We start from the raw sequence: 17,914 nt of genomic DNA on the forward strand, positions 1-17,914 counted from the left end.
TTGTGACCTACTGTGCCACAATGTCTTTGGCACATATTATATCAGACCCGACCGTCGGGCGCAATCGGTTGGAGGTGGGTAGACATAAAAATTTCCACACTGGAAAAAGTCCTGTTGGCCGGCACCGCCGCCTTCCTGCTCCTGGCGGCGGGCTACTTCCTGGGCGCCCGCAGCGGCGCGGAGCCCTACCGGGTGGAGGCCCTGTCCCCCGCGGCGGAGACCGTGGCTCTCCCGCGGCCCTCCGAGACGGCAGCCCCTGAGACAGCGGAGGACACACCGGACAAGGTGAACATCAACACCGCCTCCGCCGGGGAACTGGACACGCTGCCCGGCATCGGGGCGCAGCGGGCCGCCGACATCATTGCCGACCGGGAGGCCAACGGCCCCTTCCGCATCCCGGAGGATCTGACCCGGGTACCCGGCATCGGCGAGGGCATTCTGGAGGGGCTCATCGACTACATCACGGTGGAGTGAGGCTCCGCCCGTCAATAGGAGGACAATATGGCAAAGATCCTGGTGGTAGACGACGAAAAGGTACTGGTGAAGGGCATCAAATTCAACCTGGAGAACGAGGGCTACCAGGTGGAGGTGGGCTACGACGGGGAACAGGCGGTGGAGCTGGCCCGGAACGGCGGCTTCGACCTCATCATCCTGGACCTGATGATGCCCAAGATCGACGGACTCCAGGCCTGCATGCGCATCCGGGAGTTCTCCAACGTGCCCGTCATCATGCTCACTGCCCGCAGCGAGGACACCGACAAGATCATCGGCTTCGAGTGCGGCGCCGACGACTATGTGACCAAGCCCTTCAACATTCTGGAGCTCAAGGCCCGTATCCGGGCCATGCTCCGCCGCTCCGGCACCTCCAGCCAGAAGGAAAAGGCGTCCCGGCTCTCCCAGGGCCACATCGTCCTGGACACCGACGAGCGCTCCGCCTTCCGGGACGGCACCCCGGTGGACCTCACTGCCAAGGAGTTTGACCTCATGGAGCTCCTCATGCGCAACCCCGGCCGGGTCTACTCCCGGGAAAACCTCCTCAACATCGTGTGGGGCTACGAGTATGCCGGAGAGTACCGCACCGTGGACGTCCACATCCGCCGTCTCCGGGAAAAGCTGGAGCTGGACCCGGCCAACCCGGAGTATATCCTCACCAAGTGGGGCGTGGGCTACTACCTGAAAAACAGCTGACCCCAAGGAGGTGGATACCATGGCCCATACCCCCGGGGCGGACAAGATCCCCTTTCGCCGCTCCATCCAGCTCAAGTTCGCCCTCACCTACATCATCATCATCGCAGCGGTGCTCATATTGCTCAACACCTACCCGGTGCTGGTCTCCCAGGACCTGGTCTTCCGGTCCAAGACCAGCCTCCTGCAATCCCAGGCCTCGGTCATCGCCGACACCATCGCCCGCACCGAATCCCTTACCAGCGAGGCCGTCCGGGACTACGTGGAGCCCCTGGGCTACACCGGCCAGTTCCGGGTGCTGGTCACCGACGAGTTTGGTCTCATCCTCTACGACAGCGACGAGCTCCGCTTCACCGAGGGGCGCTACGCTATGCTCAGCGAGGTGGTCACCGCCCTCAAGGGCTACGACGTGGCCACCTGCTCCTACCAGGACGGCGCCTTCCACAGCCGGGCCGCCGTCCCCGTCATCTACCGGGATATGACCATTGGCTGCGTCTACCTCTATGAGCGGGACGCCGACCAGGGCGGCCTGCTCACCGACATTCAAAACAACCTGCGCTCCATCTCCCTGGTCATCTGCGTGGTGGTGCTCATCATGAGCGTGGTCTTTTCCAAGGCCCTCACCCGGCGCATCGGCGACCTGCTGCGGGCCATCCGCATCGTCCGGGAGGGCGAGTACAGCCACCGGGTGAGCATCCGGGGCAGCGACGAGCTCAGCCAGCTGGCGGGGGAGTTCAACCAGCTCACCGACCGGCTCCAGACCACCGAGGAGGTCCGCCGCCGCTTCGTCTCCGACGCCTCCCACGAGCTCAAGACCCCCCTGGCCTCCATCCGCCTGCTCACCGACTCCATCCTCCAGACCGACGGCATGGACCTGGACACCGTGAAGGACTTCGTCTCCGACATCGGGGAGGAGGCCGAGCGCCTCACCCGCATCTCGGAAAAGCTCCTCACCCTCACCCGCATGGACAGTGCCGTCCCCGTGGAGCGGCTGCCGGTGGACGTGGCCGCCGTGGTGGAGAAGGTGGAGCACATGCTCCTTCCCCTGGCCCAGGAGCGGGACATCACCGTGGAGGCCAACCTCCAGTCCGGCTGCGTGGTCAAGGCCACCGAGGACGACCTCTATCAGATCGCCTTCAACCTCATGGAGAACGCCGTGAAGTACAACGTGAGCGGCGGCCGGGTCATGGTGGGCCTGCGGTCTATGGGGGACCTGGTCCTCCTCACCGTGGAGGACACCGGGGTGGGCATCCCCGACGAGGACCTGCCCAAGATCTTTGACCGCTTTTACCGGGTGGACAAGGCCCGGTCCCGGGCCGCCGGCGGCACCGGCCTGGGCCTGTCCATCGTCCGGGACACCGCCCGTCAGCACGGCGGCGCCGTCACTGTCCGCCGCCGGGAGGAGGGGGGCACCTGCTTCCAGGTGGCCTTCCCCCGCTGGGACGAGGAAGGGGGCGACCTGCTGTGAGAAAACGCATTCTGAGCATGCTCTGCGCCCTTCTGCTGCTCACCGGCTGCACCCCGGGCGGGGACGCTGAGAGCGGCGCCTATGAGGTCTACTTCGCCGCCGCCCTGCCCGACGGCGGTGCCGACGATTCCGTCCAGGGTCCCGCCGTGCAGTGGGAGACCCGGCGGCTCCCCCAGGATGCCGACGTACTCAGCGCCCTGGTGGAGTGCCTCCTCTCCGGCCCCCTCAGCGACGGCCTGCGATCTCCTTTCCCCGACGGGGTCTACCAGGTCTCCGCCCCCACCCTCACAGACGGGGTGTGCGAGGTGGATCTCTCCGAGCGCTACGGCGGATTGTCCGGGGTCGATCTGACCATTGCCGACTACTGCATCGCCCTCACCCTGTGCCAGGTGGAGGGGGTGGAGACCGTCTCCATCCTGGTGGAGGGGGAGCCCATCTCCTACCGGGACCACCAGCTCCTCCGGGAGAGTGACGCCGTTCTCTCCAGCGCCGAGGACGAGCCGGTCTACCTCTCCGCCGACCTCTGCTTCCTCCGGGAGGAGGGAGGCCTGGCGGTGGAGCACCGGGAGCTGCTGGTGCCCAGCGGCTCCGCCCCGGAATCCGTCCTCCTTCAGGCCCTGCTGGCCGGTCCCGAGACCGAGGGCCTCAGCGCCCCTCTCTCCGGTGAGGTACGGGTCATCGACCTGTGGGTCAACGACAGCGGCATCTGCTATGTCAACTTTGACGCCGCCTTCCTCAGCAATCAGCCCACCTCGGCCAGCCACGCCCGGCTCACCCTCTACGCCATCGTCAACACCCTCTGTCAGCTCCCCAACGTGGACGCCGTGGCCTTCCTGGTGGAGGGCGAGTCCATCTCCGACTACGGCGGCGTGGCCGCCGACGTCCCCCTGGAGCCCAATCCAGACCTGGTGGTCTCCTGATTTTTCATTGACAAATCCGCCGGGAGCGAGTAGCATTATCTTCAATTAGCTACTCCAGAAAGGAAGATGTCCCATGTCCGACTACCGTCCCAGCACCAACTGCCTCCACGCCGGCTACGTGCCCGGCAACGGCGAGCCCCGCAACATCCCCATCGTCCAGTCCACCACCTTCCGCTACGCCACCGGCGAGGCCATGGGCGCTCTCTTCGACCTGGAGTCCGCCGGCTACTTCTATACCCGGCTCCAGAACCCCACCAGCGACGCCGTAGCCGCCAAGATCTGCGCCCTGGAGGGCGGCACCGCCGCCATGCTCACCTCCTCCGGCCAGGCGGCCAACTTCTTCGCCGTCTTCAACATCGCCTCCTGCGGCGACCATGTGGTGGCCTCCTCCGCCATCTACGGCGGCACCTTCAACCTCTTCGCCGTCACCATGAAGCGCATGGGGGTGGACTTCACCTTCGTGGACCCCAACTGCTCCGACGCCGAACTGGAGGCTGCCTTCCGGCCCAACACCAAGGCCGTCTTCGGCGAGACCATCGCCAACCCCGCCCTCACCGTGCTGGACATCGAGCGCTTTGCCAAGGCCGCCCATGCCCACGGGGTGCCCCTCATCGTGGACAACACCTTCCCCACCCCCATCAACTGCCGTCCCTTTGAGCACGGCGCCGACATCGTGACCCACTCCACCACCAAGTACATGGACGGCCACGCCAACGCCGTGGGCGGCGCCATCGTGGACTCGGGCAAGTTCGACTGGACCGCCCATGCCGACAAGTTCCCCGGTCTCACCACCCCCGACGAGAGCTACCACGGCATCACCTACACCGAGAAGTTCGGCCTGGGCGGCGCCTACATCACCAAGGCCACCGCCCAGCTCATGCGGGACTTCGGCTCCACCCCCGCCCCCATGAACGCCTACCTCCTCAACGTGGGTCTGGAGACCCTGCCCCTGCGGATGGCCAAGCACTGCGCCAACGCCATGGAGGTGGCCCGCTACCTGGAGGGCCACGACAAGGTGGCCTGGGTCAACTATCCCGGCCTGGAGAGCAGCCCCTACCACGCCCTGGCCCAGAAGTATATGCCGAACGGCACCTGCGGCGTGGTCTCCTTCGGCGTGAAGGGGGGACGGGAGGCCGCCTCCAAGTTCATGGCCGGGCTGAAGCTGGCCTCTATCGCCACCCATGTGGCCGACGCCAAGACCTGCGTCCTCCACCCCGCCTCCACCACCCACCGGCAGATGAACGACGCCGAGCTGGCCGCCGCCGGGGTCTCCCCCGACCTCATCCGCCTCTCCGTGGGCATCGAGGACGCCGCCGACCTCCTGGCCGACCTGGAGCAGGCCCTGGCCGCTCTGTAAGCCCTATCCTCTGAAAAGCAAAATGCCGCCGTCTCCCACGTGGGAGACGGCGGCATTTTTTCTCGGTTCAGTTGTCGGCCAGGGCCAGCTCGTAGGCGGCTCTGCTGGTCTCATCAAAGCACACGAAGCGCACCCAGTCAAAGTCCTCCGGGTGTTCGGTCAAAAACGCCCGCACCGTCTTGACGGCGATGGGAGCGGCCAGATTGAGCGGGAAGTGGTAGACTCCGGTGGAGATGGAGGGGAAGGCCACCGTCCGGCAGCCGTGGGCTAGGGCCAGCTCCAGGCAGGAGCGGTAGCAGCCCGCCAGCAGGGCGGGCTCCCCCTGCCCACCCCCGTGCCAGATAGGTCCGGGGGTATGCAGAACGTATTTTGCGGGCAGATGATAACCTTTTGTGATCTTTGCCTTGCCGGTCTCACAGCCGTGGAGGGTGCGGCACTCGGCCAGCAGCTCCGGCCCGGCGGCCCGGTGGATGGCGCCGTCCACGCCGCCGCCCCCCAGCAGGGAGGTGTTGGCGGCGTTGGCGATGGCGTCGGCCTCCACGGTGGTGATGTCTCCCAGGGTGACCTGGATGACAGGTTTACTCACTGTCCTCCGCCTCCTCAGGCTCTTCCGCCTGCTCCGGTTGGGCCAGGCGGGCCTCCACGGCGCCGGGATCGTCAAAGACCTGCTGGAAGGTGGCGCCGTCCATGGTCTCGAACTCCAGCAGATACCGGGCCACCAGCTCCAGGGCAGAGCGCTGCTCGGTGAGGATCTGGCGGCAGCGGGCATAGGCGTTGTCGATGAGGGACTTGACCTCCTCGTCGATGATGGCGGCTACTTCCTCGGAGTAGTTCTTGGTCTGGGCCATGCTCCGGCCGATGAAGACCTCGTCGTGGCCGGAATCGAAGACCACGTTGCCCAGGCGCTGGCTCATGCCGTACCGGGTGACCATGTTCCGGGCGATGTCGGTGGCCCGGCGGATGTCGCTGCCGGCGCCGGTGGAGATATCCCCCAGCACCAGCTCCTCGGCCATGCGGCCGCCCAGCAGGCTGGAGAGCTGCTCGGTGAGCTCCAGCCGGGACCGGTAGCCCCGGTCCTCCTGGGGCAGGGAGATGGTCATGCCGCCGGCGCCTCCACGGGGGACAATGGTGATCTGGTGGACCGGGTCGGCGGTCTCCAGGGCGTGGCCCACCACGGCGTGGCCGGCCTCATGGTAGGCGGTGAGCTTCCGCTCCCGCTCGATGACGGTCTTGCTCCGTTTCTCCGGGCCGGCAATGACCTTGATGACCGACTTCTGAATGTCGGAGAGGGTGATGAAGGGCTGGTCCTTCCGGGCGGCCAGGAGGGCGGCCTCGTTCATTAGGTTCTCCAGGTCGGCGCCGGTAAAGCCGCCGGTGGACTTGGCCACCTCGTGGAGGTCCACATCCTCGGCCAGGGGCTTTTTCCGGCAGTGGACCTTCAAAATGGCCTCCCGGCCCTTCATATCGGGGTAGCCCACGTAAACCTGCCGGTCGAACCGACCGGGGCGCAGGAGGGCAGGGTCCAGAATATCCACCCGGTTGGTGGCGGCCAGGACGATGACCCCCTCGTTGGCGGAAAAGCCGTCCATCTCCACCAGTAGCTGGTTGAGGGTCTGCTCCCGCTCGTCGTGGCCGCCGCCCAGACCGGCGCCGCGCTGACGGCCCACGGCGTCGATCTCGTCGATGAAGACGATGGCGGGGCAGTCCTTCTTGGCCTGGTCAAAGAGGTCCCGGACCCGGCTGGCACCCACGCCCACATAGAGCTCCACGAAGTCGGAGCCGGAGATGGACAGGAAGTTGACCCCGGCCTCGCCGGCCACGGCCTTGGCCAGCAGGGTCTTGCCGGTGCCCGGCGGGCCCACCAGCAGCACGCCCTTGGGGATGCGGGCGCCCAGAGCCACGAACTTCTTGGGGTCCCGGAGGAACTCCACGATCTCCTGAAGCTCCTCCTTCTCCTCGTCGGCCCCGGCCACGTCCTCGAAGGTGACCTTCTTCTCCCCCTGGTCGGAGAGGGTGCGGGTTCGGGCCCGGCCGAAGCGGGCGGTCTTGTCGCCGCCGCCGGCCCCGTTCTGCCGGACAAACATGAGGTAGAACATGAAGCCAAAGGCCAGCAGGATACCGACGTAGGGCAGCATGGACAGCCAGGGGGAGGGGGTGGGATCATCGGGGTACTCGTAGTCGGTGATGATGCCCGCCCGCCACTGCTTCACCACAGTGTCATTAAAGTCCTGGTAGAAGAGTTCGAAGGAATAGAGCTCATAGGTGAGGGTGGAGCCGTCCTTGAGGCCCAGGATCAGGTTGTTGTTCTTGTCCACCAGCACGGTCTCCACCTGCTGCTGCTCCAGGGCCCGGCGGACCTGGGCATAGGTGGTCTTCTCCCCGGTGTTCATGTTCTGGAGGGTCCACAGGGTACCCACCAGAATGACCAGGATGAGGGCGTAAAAGGCCGCGTCGCGCAGCGTGAATTTTTTCAAGAATAAACCACGTCCTTTATGTGGAGTGGGGCGTGCTCAGCCCTTTTCGTAGACAGCCGGCTTGAGGATCCCGATGTAGGGCAGATTGCGGTACTTCTCCGCGTAGTCCAGGCCGTAGCCCACCACAAAGAGATCGTCCACGGTGAAGCCGGTGTAATCGGCGGTGACGGCCTTGGTGCGGCGGGAGGGCTTATCCAGCAGGGTGCACAGCCGGACGGAGGCCGGGTGCCGGGCCTGGAGGAGCTGGAACAGATAGGAGAGGGTGTTGCCGCTGTCCAGGATGTCCTCCACCACGATGATATCCCGGCCCTCGATGCTCTCAGAGAGGTCCTTGGTGATCTTCACCTGGCCGGAGGAGGTGGTGCCGCTGCCGTAGGAGGAGACGGCCATGAAATCCACGGTGCAGGGGAGGGTGATGGACCGGACCAGGTCGGCCATGAAGATGAACGAGCCCCGGAGCACACTGATGAGCATGGGCTCCTTTCCGGCGTAGTCCTTGTCGATCTGGGCGGCGATCTCGGCCACCCGGTCCTTCAGTTCCTGTTCGGTAAACAAGACCCGTTCGATATCCTGTTCCAGCATAAGCTCAGATCCTTCCTTCTTTTGAATGAGTCCCCGTGGTCGGGGCGGTTTCATACTGGGTCGCTGGGGCAAGGGGTACCGCCCGGAGCTCCAGGGCGGGTGCGCCGGGGGCGGCCAGGCGGGTGGCGTCTGGGCCGAAGCCCCCCAGCCATACCGGACCTCTTCGGTCGGCCACCACCGGGAGCCGTTCCCGGTCCGCCCGCGGCACCTTGGCGTCGATGAGGAGCTTTTTTACGCTCTTGTGGGGACGGCCCGGCAGGGTGATGCCGTCTCCCGTCTCCCTGGGCCGGACGGTGAGGGGTCCGTCCAGGACAGAGGGGTCCAGATAGCACACAAAGGGGTCCGTGGGCGGCTCCGCCAGAGCCTGGGCGGGGCGGCAGACCAGCTTCCAGCCCAGTTGGGGCAGGGGGGTCTCGCCGGGGACGTTCAGGGGGACCGGTGTCCAGCCGCTCTCCGCCGCCGAAGGTTCCAGCACCAGCAGGCCGTAGGCCCGCCGGGCGGTGATGCCGTGGGGCAGGTCCACCGAGCCGGAGGGGTGGCCGCTCCGGGCCAGGTCTACCACGCTCAGCAGGTGGGCGGAGCGGTACTGGTGCTCCCCCAGACGTCCCAGCAGGGTACTCACCGCGCGGACGGCGATGGGGTCGGGGCTGCGGGCGATGGCGTCGGCGGGGAGGACCAGGCCGCCGGTGACGGTGGGCTCGGCGCCCCGGACGGCGGCCATGGCCTGGGCGGTGAGGTAATCGTTGTCGGCGCGGAGGTAGCCCACTGTGTCCGAGAGCCGGGAAATAAGCGCCGGATTGAGCTCTTCCAGCAGGGGGATGACCTGGTGGCGGAGCCGGTTCCGGGCGTAGGCGGTGTCGGCGTTGGTGCTGTCCTCCACGTGGGGGAGACGGTGCTCCTCCAGGTAGGCCAGGATCTCGGCCCGGGTGGTGGTGAGAAAGGGGCGGATCAGCTTCCCCCGCCGGGGGCGGATACCGGTGAGGCCCTGGAGGCCGCTGCCCCGGATGAGGTGGAGGAGCATGGTCTCCACGTTGTCGTTGGCGTTGTGGGCGGTGGCGATGAGGCCAGCCCCCAGCTTTTCCGCCGTCTCTTCCAGAAAGTCATAGCGCAGGGCCCGGGCGGTCTCCTCGATACCGGCCCCACGGCGCTGGGCCTCTCCGGAGACATCTCCGGTGCCCACCACACAGGGCACCTTCCACTCCCTGCACAGCTTTTCCACAAAGGCGGCGTCCCGGTCGGACTCCGCCCCCCGGAGACGGTGATTGAAATGGGCGGCGGTGAGGGTAAAGCCCTGCTCCGCCGCCTGGCCCTTTAGCCAGTGGAGGAGGCACACCGAGTCGGCGCCGCCGGAGACGGCACAGAGGATATGGTTCCCCGGGGCGAGCATGGCGTATTCCCTTGTGAGGGCCTGAGCCTCGTTCAGCATGTTCAATACTCCTGATGGGTGCGGTCGATGGAGGAGAAGGTGGTATACTCGGGCAGCCACTGGAGCTCCACCTTCCGGGTCTCGCCGTGTCGGTTCTTGGCGATGATGCACTCGGCCAGGTTGCGGCTCTCGCTGTCCTCATTATAATAGTCGTCCCGGTAGAGGAACATGACGATATCCGCGTCCTGCTCGATGGCGCCCGACTCACGCAGGTCGGAGAGCATGGGCCGCTTGTCCTGGCGGCTCTCGGGTCCGCGGGAGAGCTGGGAGAGGCAGACCACCGGCACGTTGAGCTCCTTGGCCATGATCTTCAGGGCACGTGAGATGTCGGAGACCACCTGCTGGCGGTTCTCGCCGGCGTATTTCTGCTTGCCTCCCGCCGACTGCATGAGCTGGAGGTAGTCGATGACCACCAGTCCCAGGTCCTCCACCCGGCGGCACTTGGCGTTCATGTCGGCCACCGAGAGGGAGGGGTTGTCGTCGATGAGGATCTTGGACCGGCCCAGGGCGGCGGCGGCCAGGGCCACCTTGTCCCAGTCCTCGTCGGTGAGGCGGCCGGTGACCAGCTTTTTGTTGTCCACAAAGGCCTCATTGGAGATGAGGCGCATGGCCAACTGCTCCCGGCTCATTTCCAAGGAGAAAAAGACGGCCGTCTTGCCCGAGAACTTGCCCACCTGGAGGAGGACATTGAGGGCGAAGGAGGTCTTGCCCATGCCGGGCCGGGCGGCCAGGAGGATGAGGTCGGAGTTGTTGAGGCCAGAGATGGCGCTGTCCACGTCGGGCAGGCCGGTGGACAGTCCCGGCACGGCGGAGTCGGACTTGGAGAGCTCCTCCAGCCGGTCCAGCACATCCAGCACCACGGAGGAGAGGGGGGTGAGGCCCTGGGCGGCACGGCCCTGGCGGATGGAATAGATTCGCTGCTCGGCGGCGTCCAGCACCTCCTGTCCGGCGGCGGTGCCCTCCTGGACCATGGCGGTCAGATCCCCCGCCGTCTCGGCGATGCGCCGGAGGAGGGACTTGTCCTTGACGATGTCCATATACTCCCCCACGTTGGCAGCGGTGGGGGTGACCTCCATGAGCTGGAGGATGTAGCCCCGGGAGGTGTTCTCGTCAAAGACGCCGTTTAAGCGCATCTTGTCCAGCACCGTCACCGGGTCCACCGTCTCGGAGAGAGAGAACATGGAGTAGATGGTCTCGTAAATGTCCCGGTTCTGCTTGAGGTAGAAGTCCTCGGCCCGCAGCTTCTCGATGACCACGGGGATGCACCGGGCGTCGATGAGCATGGAGCCCAGCACCGCCTGCTCGGCCTCCACAGAGTGGGGCATCTGCCGGGTCAGCAGCTCCTCATCCATGTTGTCCCTCCTCTCCGGTCTCTGCGTTCAAACGGATTACTGCTCCTCAGCCACCGTCACAGTGAGGGTGCCGGTGATCTCATAGCCCAGCTTGCACTTGAGCTGGTAGGTGCCGAAGGCCTTGATGGGCTCGTCCTGGACGATCTTGGTCTTGGCGATATCCAGGCCGAACTGCTCCTTCAGGGCGTCGGAGATCTCCTTGCTGGTGACGGCGCCGAAGAGACGGCCGCCGGAGCCAGCCTTGGCGGTGAGCTTCACCACAACGGCCTTGAGCTTCTCGGCCACGGCCTGAGCCTCCGCCTTCTCGGCGGCCTCCTGGGCCTTCTTGGCCTTCTCCTGCTGCTTCATGGTGTTCAGGTTCTCGGCGGTGGCCAGCACGGCCAGCTTCCGGGGGAGGAGGAAGTTGCGGGCGTAGCCGTCGCTGGCGTCAATGAGCTGGCCCTTCTTGCCCTGGCCCTTCACGTCCTGCTGCAAAATCACTTTCATGGTCATTCATCCTTTCAGGGTGTTAATTTTTCATATCATCATTTTTGGGGGGCGGCGCTCAGTCCTCCTCAAAATACTGGTCAATGGCCCGGAGGAGTTGCTGGAGCACCGCGTTCACGTCCGGGTTCGGCACCTGGGCGCCGGCGGTGGCGGCGTTGCGCCCCCAGGCGGCAGGCCGCCCGGGGACCCCGGGACTGCACATCCTCGGGCGGAATGAATCCGCCCTGCGGAAATTCTCCGCTGCGCTCCGAATTTTGCGGCGGCAGCGCCGCCCGCCGGTCAGTCCTCCTCAAAGTACTGGTCGATGGCCCGGAGGAGTTGCTGGAGTACCGCGTTCACGTCCGGGTTCGGCACCTGGGCGCCGGCGGTGGCGGCGTTGCCGCCGCCTCCCAGCTTTTCCAGCACCACCTGGACGTTGGTGTTGCCCATGCTGCGGGCGGAGATGATGGTCCGCTCCCCGTCGGCGTCGGGGAAGAGGACGAAGGAGGCGTCGATGCCGCTGATGTTCAGCAGCTCGTCGGCGGCCTGGGCCGCCGTCACCCGGCCCACCGTGTGGTCCACCGCCGTGACGGCGATGTCCCCGTGGTACATCCGGGCGTTGCGGATGATGTCATAGCGGGAGATGACCCCCGCCAGGTCGTTCTGGAAGAGCTTCTTCACGTCGCCGGTGTCAGCGCCGGAGCGGCGGAGGAAGGCCGCCGCCTCAAAGGTGCGGGTGCCGGTACGCATGGTGAAGTTCTTGGTGTCCAGCACGATGCCGGCCAGCACCGCCTCGGCCTCGATCTTGAGGAGGTCGGTGGGCTCCAGGATATACTGGAGCAGTTCGGTGACCAGCTCGCTGGCCGAGGAGGCGTAAGGCTCGTGGAAGTTGAGGGCGGCGTTGGAGATATAGGAGGCCGCCCGGCGGTGGTGGTCGATGACGGCCACCCGGGTGCAGCATTCCAGCAGATCCTGGCTCATGACCTGCTCGGGGCGGTTGGTGTCCACCACCACCAGCAGGGTCCTGGGGTCGGCCAGGACGATGGCATCCTGGGGGGAGAGGAAGGCTTCCTTGTACTCCGGCACCTGGGAGAGCTTCTCCGCCATGTCGGCGGCGGGGTTGGCGCCCCCCTCCTTAATGATGCGGACGGGGACCCCCTTCTTCCGGGCGATGGCGCACACACCGGCGCAGGCGCCGATGCAGTCCAGGTCGGGGAACTTGTGGCCCATGACGAAGACGTAGGAGGAGTCGGCGATGAGCTCGGCCAGGGCATTGGCCATGACCCGGCTCTTGACCTTGGTGCGCTTTTCCATCTCCTTGTTCCGACCGCCGTAGAACTCGAAGTTGAATTTGTTCTTCACCACCGCCTGGTCGCCGCCCCGTGAGAGGGCCATCTCGATGGAGAGAGAGGCGTACTCGAAGAGCTCGTGGAAGCCGGGGGCGTCCTTGCCCACGCCGATGGACAATGTGGCGGGCACCGCGCCGGCGGCGGGGATGTCGTGGATGGCGTCCAGCACGTCGAACTTGGTCTCTTGGAACCGCTTGAGGTAGCGCTCCTCAAAAATAAAGAGGTAGCGGTCCCGGTCATAGCGGATGAAGAGGCCGCCGGTGGGGTGGACCCAGGCCGAGAGCCGCTTGTCGATCTCGCTGCGCAGAGCGGCCCGGGCGGCCTCGTCGGTGTTCTTCATGGCGTCCTCGTAGTTGTCCAGCAGCAATATGGCCACCACGGGCTGAGAGGCGAAAAACTCCTCCTTTACCTGGGCGTACTCGGTGATCTCCACCCAGTAGGTGGTAGCCAGCATGGCCGTCCGGCTGCGCTTCTCCTCGGAGCGGACCAGGGAGCCGTAGACCAAGAACCGCCGGTCATCCAGCACCACCTCGCCGGGGCAGACGCTCTTGCCCTCCAGGAGCCACCGGGTATCGAAGCCGGGGACCAGGGCGGAGAGACTGGTGTCGAAGAGATGCTCTTTCCCGTCGGTGAGCTGGAGGAACCGCTCGTTGGACCAGATGATCTCATCGGTGTCCGGGTGGAAGATGACCATGGGCAGGGGGGAATTGATCATGGTGTCCCGGGTGGCCACGTCCATGTTGGCGGTGACCGACTCGATATAGCGGAGCATCTCCCGCTTGCGAATGCTGTTGCTGCGGCGGAGGTAGAGGTAGAGGATGACCACCACCACCAGCTCGATGACCGCCAGAGGGATGGAGAATAAGGCGGAGGCCAGGGCAAAGAGGACCAGGCAGGCCAGATAGAGGCCCAGACTGGGCTCCAGCATCCGGGATAGCTTGTTGTTCTTCAAAGGCACACCTCCTTGCACGGACACGGTGGAAAGTACAGAAGGCGCAAGACCTCCTGGGCCCTTCCGCCCAAAGGCCTTACGCCCACAGCGCAGGCAGGCCCCGCAAGCCACTTCCCGCATCGCGTCCGGTTTCATTCCGTGCCCAACATTATAGCAGATGGCACGGTAGATTACAAGCACAGCGGCACAGGCTTTGTCCCGCATCCCCGGATATTTTTCCACACGCGGTGGAAGGATGACGGCATCCGGGGGTAAAATTCCGGGGATTTCCGTCAGATTCTCTATTGCTTTAAAGTAGTAATACTGCTATAATCATCCTAATATCGGTCCCGGCGAGACCGGCGGGCCTCCGCCCGTTCCCCTCGAGACCCACTGCATTTTTTAGGGAGGCATCCACCATGGAGGAGATCAAGATCCAGCGCACCGAGCACCCCGCCGCCAAGCCTGACGCCCACACCCTGGGCTTCGGCAAGGTTTTTTCCGACCACATGTTCCTGCTCAACTATGACAAGGGTCAGGGCTGGCACGACCCCCGGATCGTACCCTACGGCCCCTTTACACTGGACCCCTCCGCCATGGTGTTCCACTACGCTCAGGAAGTTTTTGAGGGCCTGAAGGCCTACCGCACCGCCGACGGCACCGTCCAGCTCTTCCGCCCCATCGACAACGCCCGCCGGCTCAACGACTCCTGTGAGCGTCTGTGCATCCCCCCCATCCCCGAGGAGGATTTTGTGGAGGCCGTGAAGGCCCTGGTGACCGTGGACAAGGACTGGGTGCCCGATCTGCCCGGCACCAGCCTCTATATCCGGCCCTTCATCATCGCCACCGACGCCAGCCTTGGAGTTCACGCCTCCCACAGCTATATCTTCTGCATCATCACCGGCCCCGTGGGCGCCTACTACGCCGCCGGCATCAACCCGGTGAAGATCTACGTGGAGTCTGACGACGTCCGCGCCGTCAAGGGCGGCACCGGCTACACCAAGTGCGGCGGTAACTACGCCGCCTCCATCCGGGCCGGTGAGCGGGCCGAGGATCAGGGCTACGCCCAGGTGCTGTGGCTGGACGGCGTCCACCGCAAGTACATCGAGGAAGTCGGCTCCATGAACGTCATGTTCAAGATCGACGGCAAGATTGTCACCCCCATGCTCACCGGCTCCGTGCTGCCCGGCATCACCCGCCGCTCCTGCATCGAGCTTCTGAAGAGCTGGGGCTACGAGGTAGAGGAGCGGCTCATCACCGCCCAGGAGCTCTTCGACGCCGCCCAGGCCGGCAAGCTGGACGAGGCCTGGGGCACCGGCACCGCCGCTGTGGTCTCCCCCATCGGCGAGATGGGCTGGGAGGACCAGCACGTGGTGGTCAACGGCGGTGAGATCGGCCCCGTCACCCAGAAGCTCTACGACACCCTCACCGGCATCCAGTGGGGCACTCAGCCCGATCCTCACGGCTGGGTGGTCAAGCTCTAAGAGATGGCAAAAAGGCCGCGGACCTGTGAACCGCCCCAAATTGTGCGGACAGCACAAAAAGGCCTCAATGTAGGGAAATATGAAGTTTTAAGCGGAGTGGCGCAGCGTGAGCGGCGCCACTCCAGTTTTTAGCTGGATGCGCTCGTGGTTGTAAAAATTGATATAGCGGTCAATCATCTCATTGGCCTCACAGAATGAGGCCGGTTTATGGCGGTAGATACACTCTGTCTTGAGGATGGAAAAGAAATTTTCCGCCATAGCGTTGTCGTAACAGTTTCCGCGTCTTGACATGGAAGGCGTAATGCCATAAGATTTTGTCAGGTCGAAGTATGCTTGCGAGGTGTACTGGAACCCCTGGTCGCTGTGGAGCTGCAACTCCGCAGCGGCCCTCTTTTTCTCCTTGCGCATGGCCAGGCGAATGGTGTCCAGCACCAGGTTGACTGTCTGCTTTGTGCCGGTCTTGTAGGCAACAATGCTGTTGTCGTAAAGGTCCCGGATCATGGACAGGTACAATACGCCCTGCTTGGTGTGGATGTAGGAGATGTCCGTCACCCATTTGCTGTTGGGCCTGTTCGCATAAAACTCCCTATTCAGCAGATTCTTGTACTTGTGGACTTGCTGCCCCATCTGCTGCCATTTTCTGCGTCTCCGGATCTCCGCAAGCAAACCATATTTCTCCATGATACGCAGGATGGTCTTGGGATTACGGTGGATGCCTCGCTTCTTCAGCACCAGCCACATTCTGCGGTAGCCATACGTACGAAAGCTGCGCTCTCGCTGTTCCGCGATGATTTCTGCAAGGGCCGCGTCTTTCTCCGGCCTGCCCAAACGATGGACGAAATCATAGTATCCGCTGCGGGATACCTGAAAGAAGCGACACATAACGGTTACCGGATATTCGTTTCTGTGCCGGTAGATTACTGCGTATTTTGCCCTTGGCCTCACTTCCTTCCTGTGGAGCGCAGAAAATCCCGCAACAGCTCGTTTTCCATCTTTAGCCGTTTGTTCTCATACTTGTACTCCGCCAGTGTTTTTGCGGGTTTACGCCCCCGCGCTTTTGGAAGGACAGGCTCCTTTAGCCAGCACTGAATAGCCCACCGGCTGATCCCATACTCCCGACATAAAGCACGCTGGCTTTCTCCTCCACGGATTCGTGACACCACTTCTTCTCGTATCCCTACCGGATACTTTTTCATCCCTTTTTTTCCGGACATAGCAAGACCCCCTAATGTAGCTTTATTTTCCTACATTAGGGGGCCTTTTGTCTATTGTCCGGTTTTACTGGAGCTGTTCACTGAGGTCCGCGGCCTTTTCCTGTCCAGATTGGAACGGGCGGATGGTGTCTGTCCCTACGCGCTGTTTTGCCCCATGCGGGGGCGCGCGGCGATCAGCCGCCCACCCCCGGCCGGATACGTGCCATGAGAAGCTCGTCGGCATACCGACCGTTCCGGACGCAGGACATCCGCTTGCGGCCCTCAGTCTCAAAGCCCAGCTTCTCATAGAGTTGGATGGCCCGCTGGTTGTCGGCAAAGACCTCCAGCTCCACCCGCACCAGCATGAGCCAGTTGTCGGCCAGGTCCAGAAGGGTCTTCAGGAGGGCGGTGCCCACCCCCATGTTCTGGTACTCTGTATGGACGAAGAGCCCCACGCTGCCCACGTGGCGCATCCGGGGGCTGGGGCACACACGGAGACCGGCGGTCCCGATGACGGTGCCGTCGGCCAGCACCGCCACGAAGTTGTGGTCGTCCGGGCCCATGGCCTGGAAGCCGTCGATGTTCCGTTGGACCCGCTCGGAGGGGAGGCCCAGGGTGTTTTCAAAGACGCCGGGCATCCGCCGCAGGGCGTTGAAGCCCTCCATATCCTCCAGCCGGGTGGGACGGATGGTGTACTCCATATCCGCGTGCTCCTTTCTCTCTGACGTTGGGAGACTTTACTTCCCCCAGACCAGGGTGATGGCCTTGTGGAGGTTTTCGATCTTGGCCACCTCCGGGTTGCCGCCGTATTCGCCGTCCAGAGTCCAGGGCAGGGCCTCGGCGGCGGTGACCTTCAGCTTGCTGGTGTGGAAGGCCACCACCTGGCGGCTCTCCTCGTGGTTCTGGCGCACCAGGCTCACCAGGGCGTCCTGGAGGTCGGCCACGTTCCGGGGCTGCCGGACCAGCACCACCTCAAAGACCCCGTCGTCCAGGGAGACCTGATTGGCCGGAAAGACCTGGAAGCCTCCCACCGAGTTGGTGTTGGTGACCATGCCGTAGATAAAGTCCCCCTCCAGGGTGCCGCCGTCGTGCTCCACCGTCAGGTGGTAGCCCCGGCCCAGATCCCCCAGCTTGGTGGCCCCCTCCAGCACGTAGGCCAGGTGGCCGAAGGCGTTTTTGAACTCCTGGGGCGTATCGTAGCTCACATCGGTAAAGATGCCGAAGGCGGCCACATAGACAAAGGTCCGGTCGTTGAAGCGGCCCATGTCGCAAGGGCGGGGCGTCCCCTCCATGGCCGTGGCCGCCGCCTTCTCCACCCCCCGGGGCAGGCCCAGATTCTTGGAGAAATCGTTGGTGGTACCGGCGGGAATATAGCCCAGCACCGGCGGCGTGTCCAGGGTGAGCAGCCCCGACACCGTCTCGCTGAGGGTCCCGTCTCCGCCGCAGCAGACCACCCGGTCATACCACCAGCCCTGCCGGGCGGCCACACGGGTGGCGTCCTCCTTGCCCTGGGTGGGCCACACCGTCACCAGATAGTCCGCCTTGGTGAAGGTGTCCACCACGTTGGCCAGGTGGGCCTTGATGATCCCCTTCCCCGCCTGGGGATTGTAAATGAAGAGCAGTCGTTTCATGTCTCGTTCCTCCGCAGGGTTTGATCTTCCTTAGATGAAACGCGCCGCTTTCGCGAAATCGCGCAGCGGTTTATTCTGTAGACATTATGATACAAGC

At 64.4% G+C, this 17,914-nt stretch carries 18 protein-coding genes; 6 read left to right on the forward strand and 12 right to left on the reverse strand.

Annotated elements, in window-relative coordinates; genetic code table 11:
• Window positions 1–114: 114 nt before the first annotated feature.
• The 5 genes from E0E29_RS03790 to E0E29_RS03810 all read left to right on the forward strand — a co-directional run bounded on the left by E0E29_RS03790 (window position 115) and on the right by E0E29_RS03810 (window position 4,930).
• Entirely contained in the window at window positions 115–474 is a 360-nt protein-coding gene (locus tag E0E29_RS03790) for a ComEA family DNA-binding protein (RefSeq protein ID WP_242622361.1), read from the forward strand.
• A gap of 27 nt (window positions 475–501) precedes the next feature.
• On the forward strand, window positions 502–1,188 hold the full coding sequence (locus E0E29_RS03795; RefSeq protein ID WP_130848704.1) for a response regulator transcription factor: 687 nt from the start codon (window positions 502–504) through the stop codon (window positions 1,186–1,188).
• A 19-nt stretch (window positions 1,189–1,207) separates the two neighbouring features.
• Window positions 1,208–2,653 (forward strand): sensor histidine kinase, encoded by a 1,446-nt coding sequence (locus E0E29_RS03800; protein WP_130848705.1) that lies wholly within the window; start codon window positions 1,208–1,210, stop codon window positions 2,651–2,653.
• Complete coding sequence (locus E0E29_RS03805; RefSeq protein WP_130848706.1) at window positions 2,650–3,573, forward strand: GerMN domain-containing protein; 924 nt, start codon at window positions 2,650–2,652, stop codon at window positions 3,571–3,573. The genes E0E29_RS03800 and E0E29_RS03805 overlap by 4 nt, the downstream gene beginning before the upstream one ends.
• 73 nt (window positions 3,574–3,646) lie before the next feature.
• A complete protein-coding gene (locus tag E0E29_RS03810; RefSeq protein WP_130848707.1) occupies window positions 3,647–4,930 on the forward strand; it encodes an O-acetylhomoserine aminocarboxypropyltransferase/cysteine synthase family protein in 1,284 nt (427 codons plus the stop codon).
• A gap of 67 nt (window positions 4,931–4,997) precedes the next feature.
• Here the strand turns inward: E0E29_RS03810 and E0E29_RS03815 are convergent, their stop codons facing one another.
• From E0E29_RS03815 to E0E29_RS03845, 8 genes are all read right to left on the reverse strand, one after another.
• Complete coding sequence (locus E0E29_RS03815; protein ID WP_242622362.1) at window positions 4,998–5,516, reverse strand: O-acetyl-ADP-ribose deacetylase; 519 nt, start codon at window positions 5,514–5,516, stop codon at window positions 4,998–5,000.
• Complete coding sequence (ftsH, locus tag E0E29_RS03820; protein ID WP_207303561.1) at window positions 5,509–7,404, reverse strand: ATP-dependent zinc metalloprotease FtsH; 1,896 nt, start codon at window positions 7,402–7,404, stop codon at window positions 5,509–5,511. The genes E0E29_RS03815 and ftsH overlap by 8 nt, the downstream gene beginning before the upstream one ends.
• Window positions 7,405–7,440: 36 nt before the next feature.
• A complete protein-coding gene (hpt, locus tag E0E29_RS03825; RefSeq protein WP_130848708.1) occupies window positions 7,441–7,986 on the reverse strand; it encodes a hypoxanthine phosphoribosyltransferase in 546 nt (181 codons plus the stop codon).
• Window positions 7,987–7,990: 4 nt separating this feature from the next.
• Window positions 7,991–9,412 carry a tRNA lysidine(34) synthetase TilS gene (gene tilS / locus E0E29_RS03830; RefSeq protein ID WP_130848709.1) on the reverse strand — a complete coding sequence of 474 codons (1,422 nt, stop codon included), beginning with the start codon at window positions 9,410–9,412 and terminating at the stop codon, window positions 7,991–7,993.
• A 2-nt stretch (window positions 9,413–9,414) separates the two neighbouring features.
• Window positions 9,415–10,764 carry a replicative DNA helicase gene (dnaB, locus tag E0E29_RS03835; protein ID WP_130848710.1) on the reverse strand — a complete coding sequence of 450 codons (1,350 nt, stop codon included), beginning with the start codon at window positions 10,762–10,764 and terminating at the stop codon, window positions 9,415–9,417.
• A 36-nt stretch (window positions 10,765–10,800) separates the two neighbouring features.
• Window positions 10,801–11,250, reverse strand: coding sequence for a 50S ribosomal protein L9 (gene rplI / locus E0E29_RS03840; protein WP_130848711.1), 450 nt, complete (start codon window positions 11,248–11,250; stop codon window positions 10,801–10,803).
• Window positions 11,251–11,308: 58 nt separating this feature from the next.
• Window positions 11,309–11,452 (reverse strand): hypothetical protein, encoded by a 144-nt coding sequence (locus E0E29_RS17995; RefSeq protein WP_165449781.1) that lies wholly within the window; start codon window positions 11,450–11,452, stop codon window positions 11,309–11,311.
• Window positions 11,453–11,529: 77 nt separating this feature from the next.
• Window positions 11,530–13,506, reverse strand: a complete 1,977-nt coding sequence (locus E0E29_RS03845) for a DHH family phosphoesterase (protein ID WP_479723850.1) — start codon at window positions 13,504–13,506, stop codon at window positions 11,530–11,532.
• A 422-nt stretch (window positions 13,507–13,928) separates the two neighbouring features.
• Here E0E29_RS03845 and E0E29_RS03850 point away from each other — a divergent pair, with 422 nt between their 5' ends.
• Complete coding sequence (locus E0E29_RS03850; protein ID WP_130848713.1) at window positions 13,929–14,993, forward strand: branched-chain amino acid aminotransferase; 1,065 nt, start codon at window positions 13,929–13,931, stop codon at window positions 14,991–14,993.
• Between the two features lie 87 nt (window positions 14,994–15,080).
• On the opposite strand, the gene E0E29_RS03855 is transcribed toward E0E29_RS03850, so the two are convergent.
• From E0E29_RS03855 to E0E29_RS03870, 4 genes are all read right to left on the reverse strand, one after another.
• Window positions 15,081–15,938: an IS3 family transposase gene (locus E0E29_RS03855; protein WP_130848714.1), complete on the reverse strand. Its 858-nt coding sequence runs from the start codon at window positions 15,936–15,938 to the stop codon at window positions 15,081–15,083.
• Window positions 15,935–16,207, reverse strand: a complete 273-nt coding sequence (locus E0E29_RS03860; RefSeq protein WP_080907005.1) for a hypothetical protein — start codon at window positions 16,205–16,207, stop codon at window positions 15,935–15,937. Before E0E29_RS03860 ends, E0E29_RS03855 begins: the two co-directional genes overlap by 4 nt.
• A gap of 173 nt (window positions 16,208–16,380) precedes the next feature.
• A complete protein-coding gene (locus E0E29_RS03865; RefSeq protein WP_130848715.1) occupies window positions 16,381–16,887 on the reverse strand; it encodes a GNAT family N-acetyltransferase in 507 nt (168 codons plus the stop codon).
• A 36-nt stretch (window positions 16,888–16,923) separates the two neighbouring features.
• On the reverse strand, window positions 16,924–17,817 hold the full coding sequence (locus E0E29_RS03870) for a diacylglycerol/lipid kinase family protein (RefSeq protein WP_130848716.1): 894 nt from the start codon (window positions 17,815–17,817) through the stop codon (window positions 16,924–16,926).
• Between the last annotated feature and the right edge of the window lie 97 nt (window positions 17,818–17,914).

The sequence above is a fragment of the Intestinimonas timonensis genome, assembly GCF_900626145.1.
Taxonomy (GTDB): domain Bacteria; phylum Bacillota; class Clostridia; order Oscillospirales; family Oscillospiraceae; genus Intestinimonas; species Intestinimonas aquisgranensis.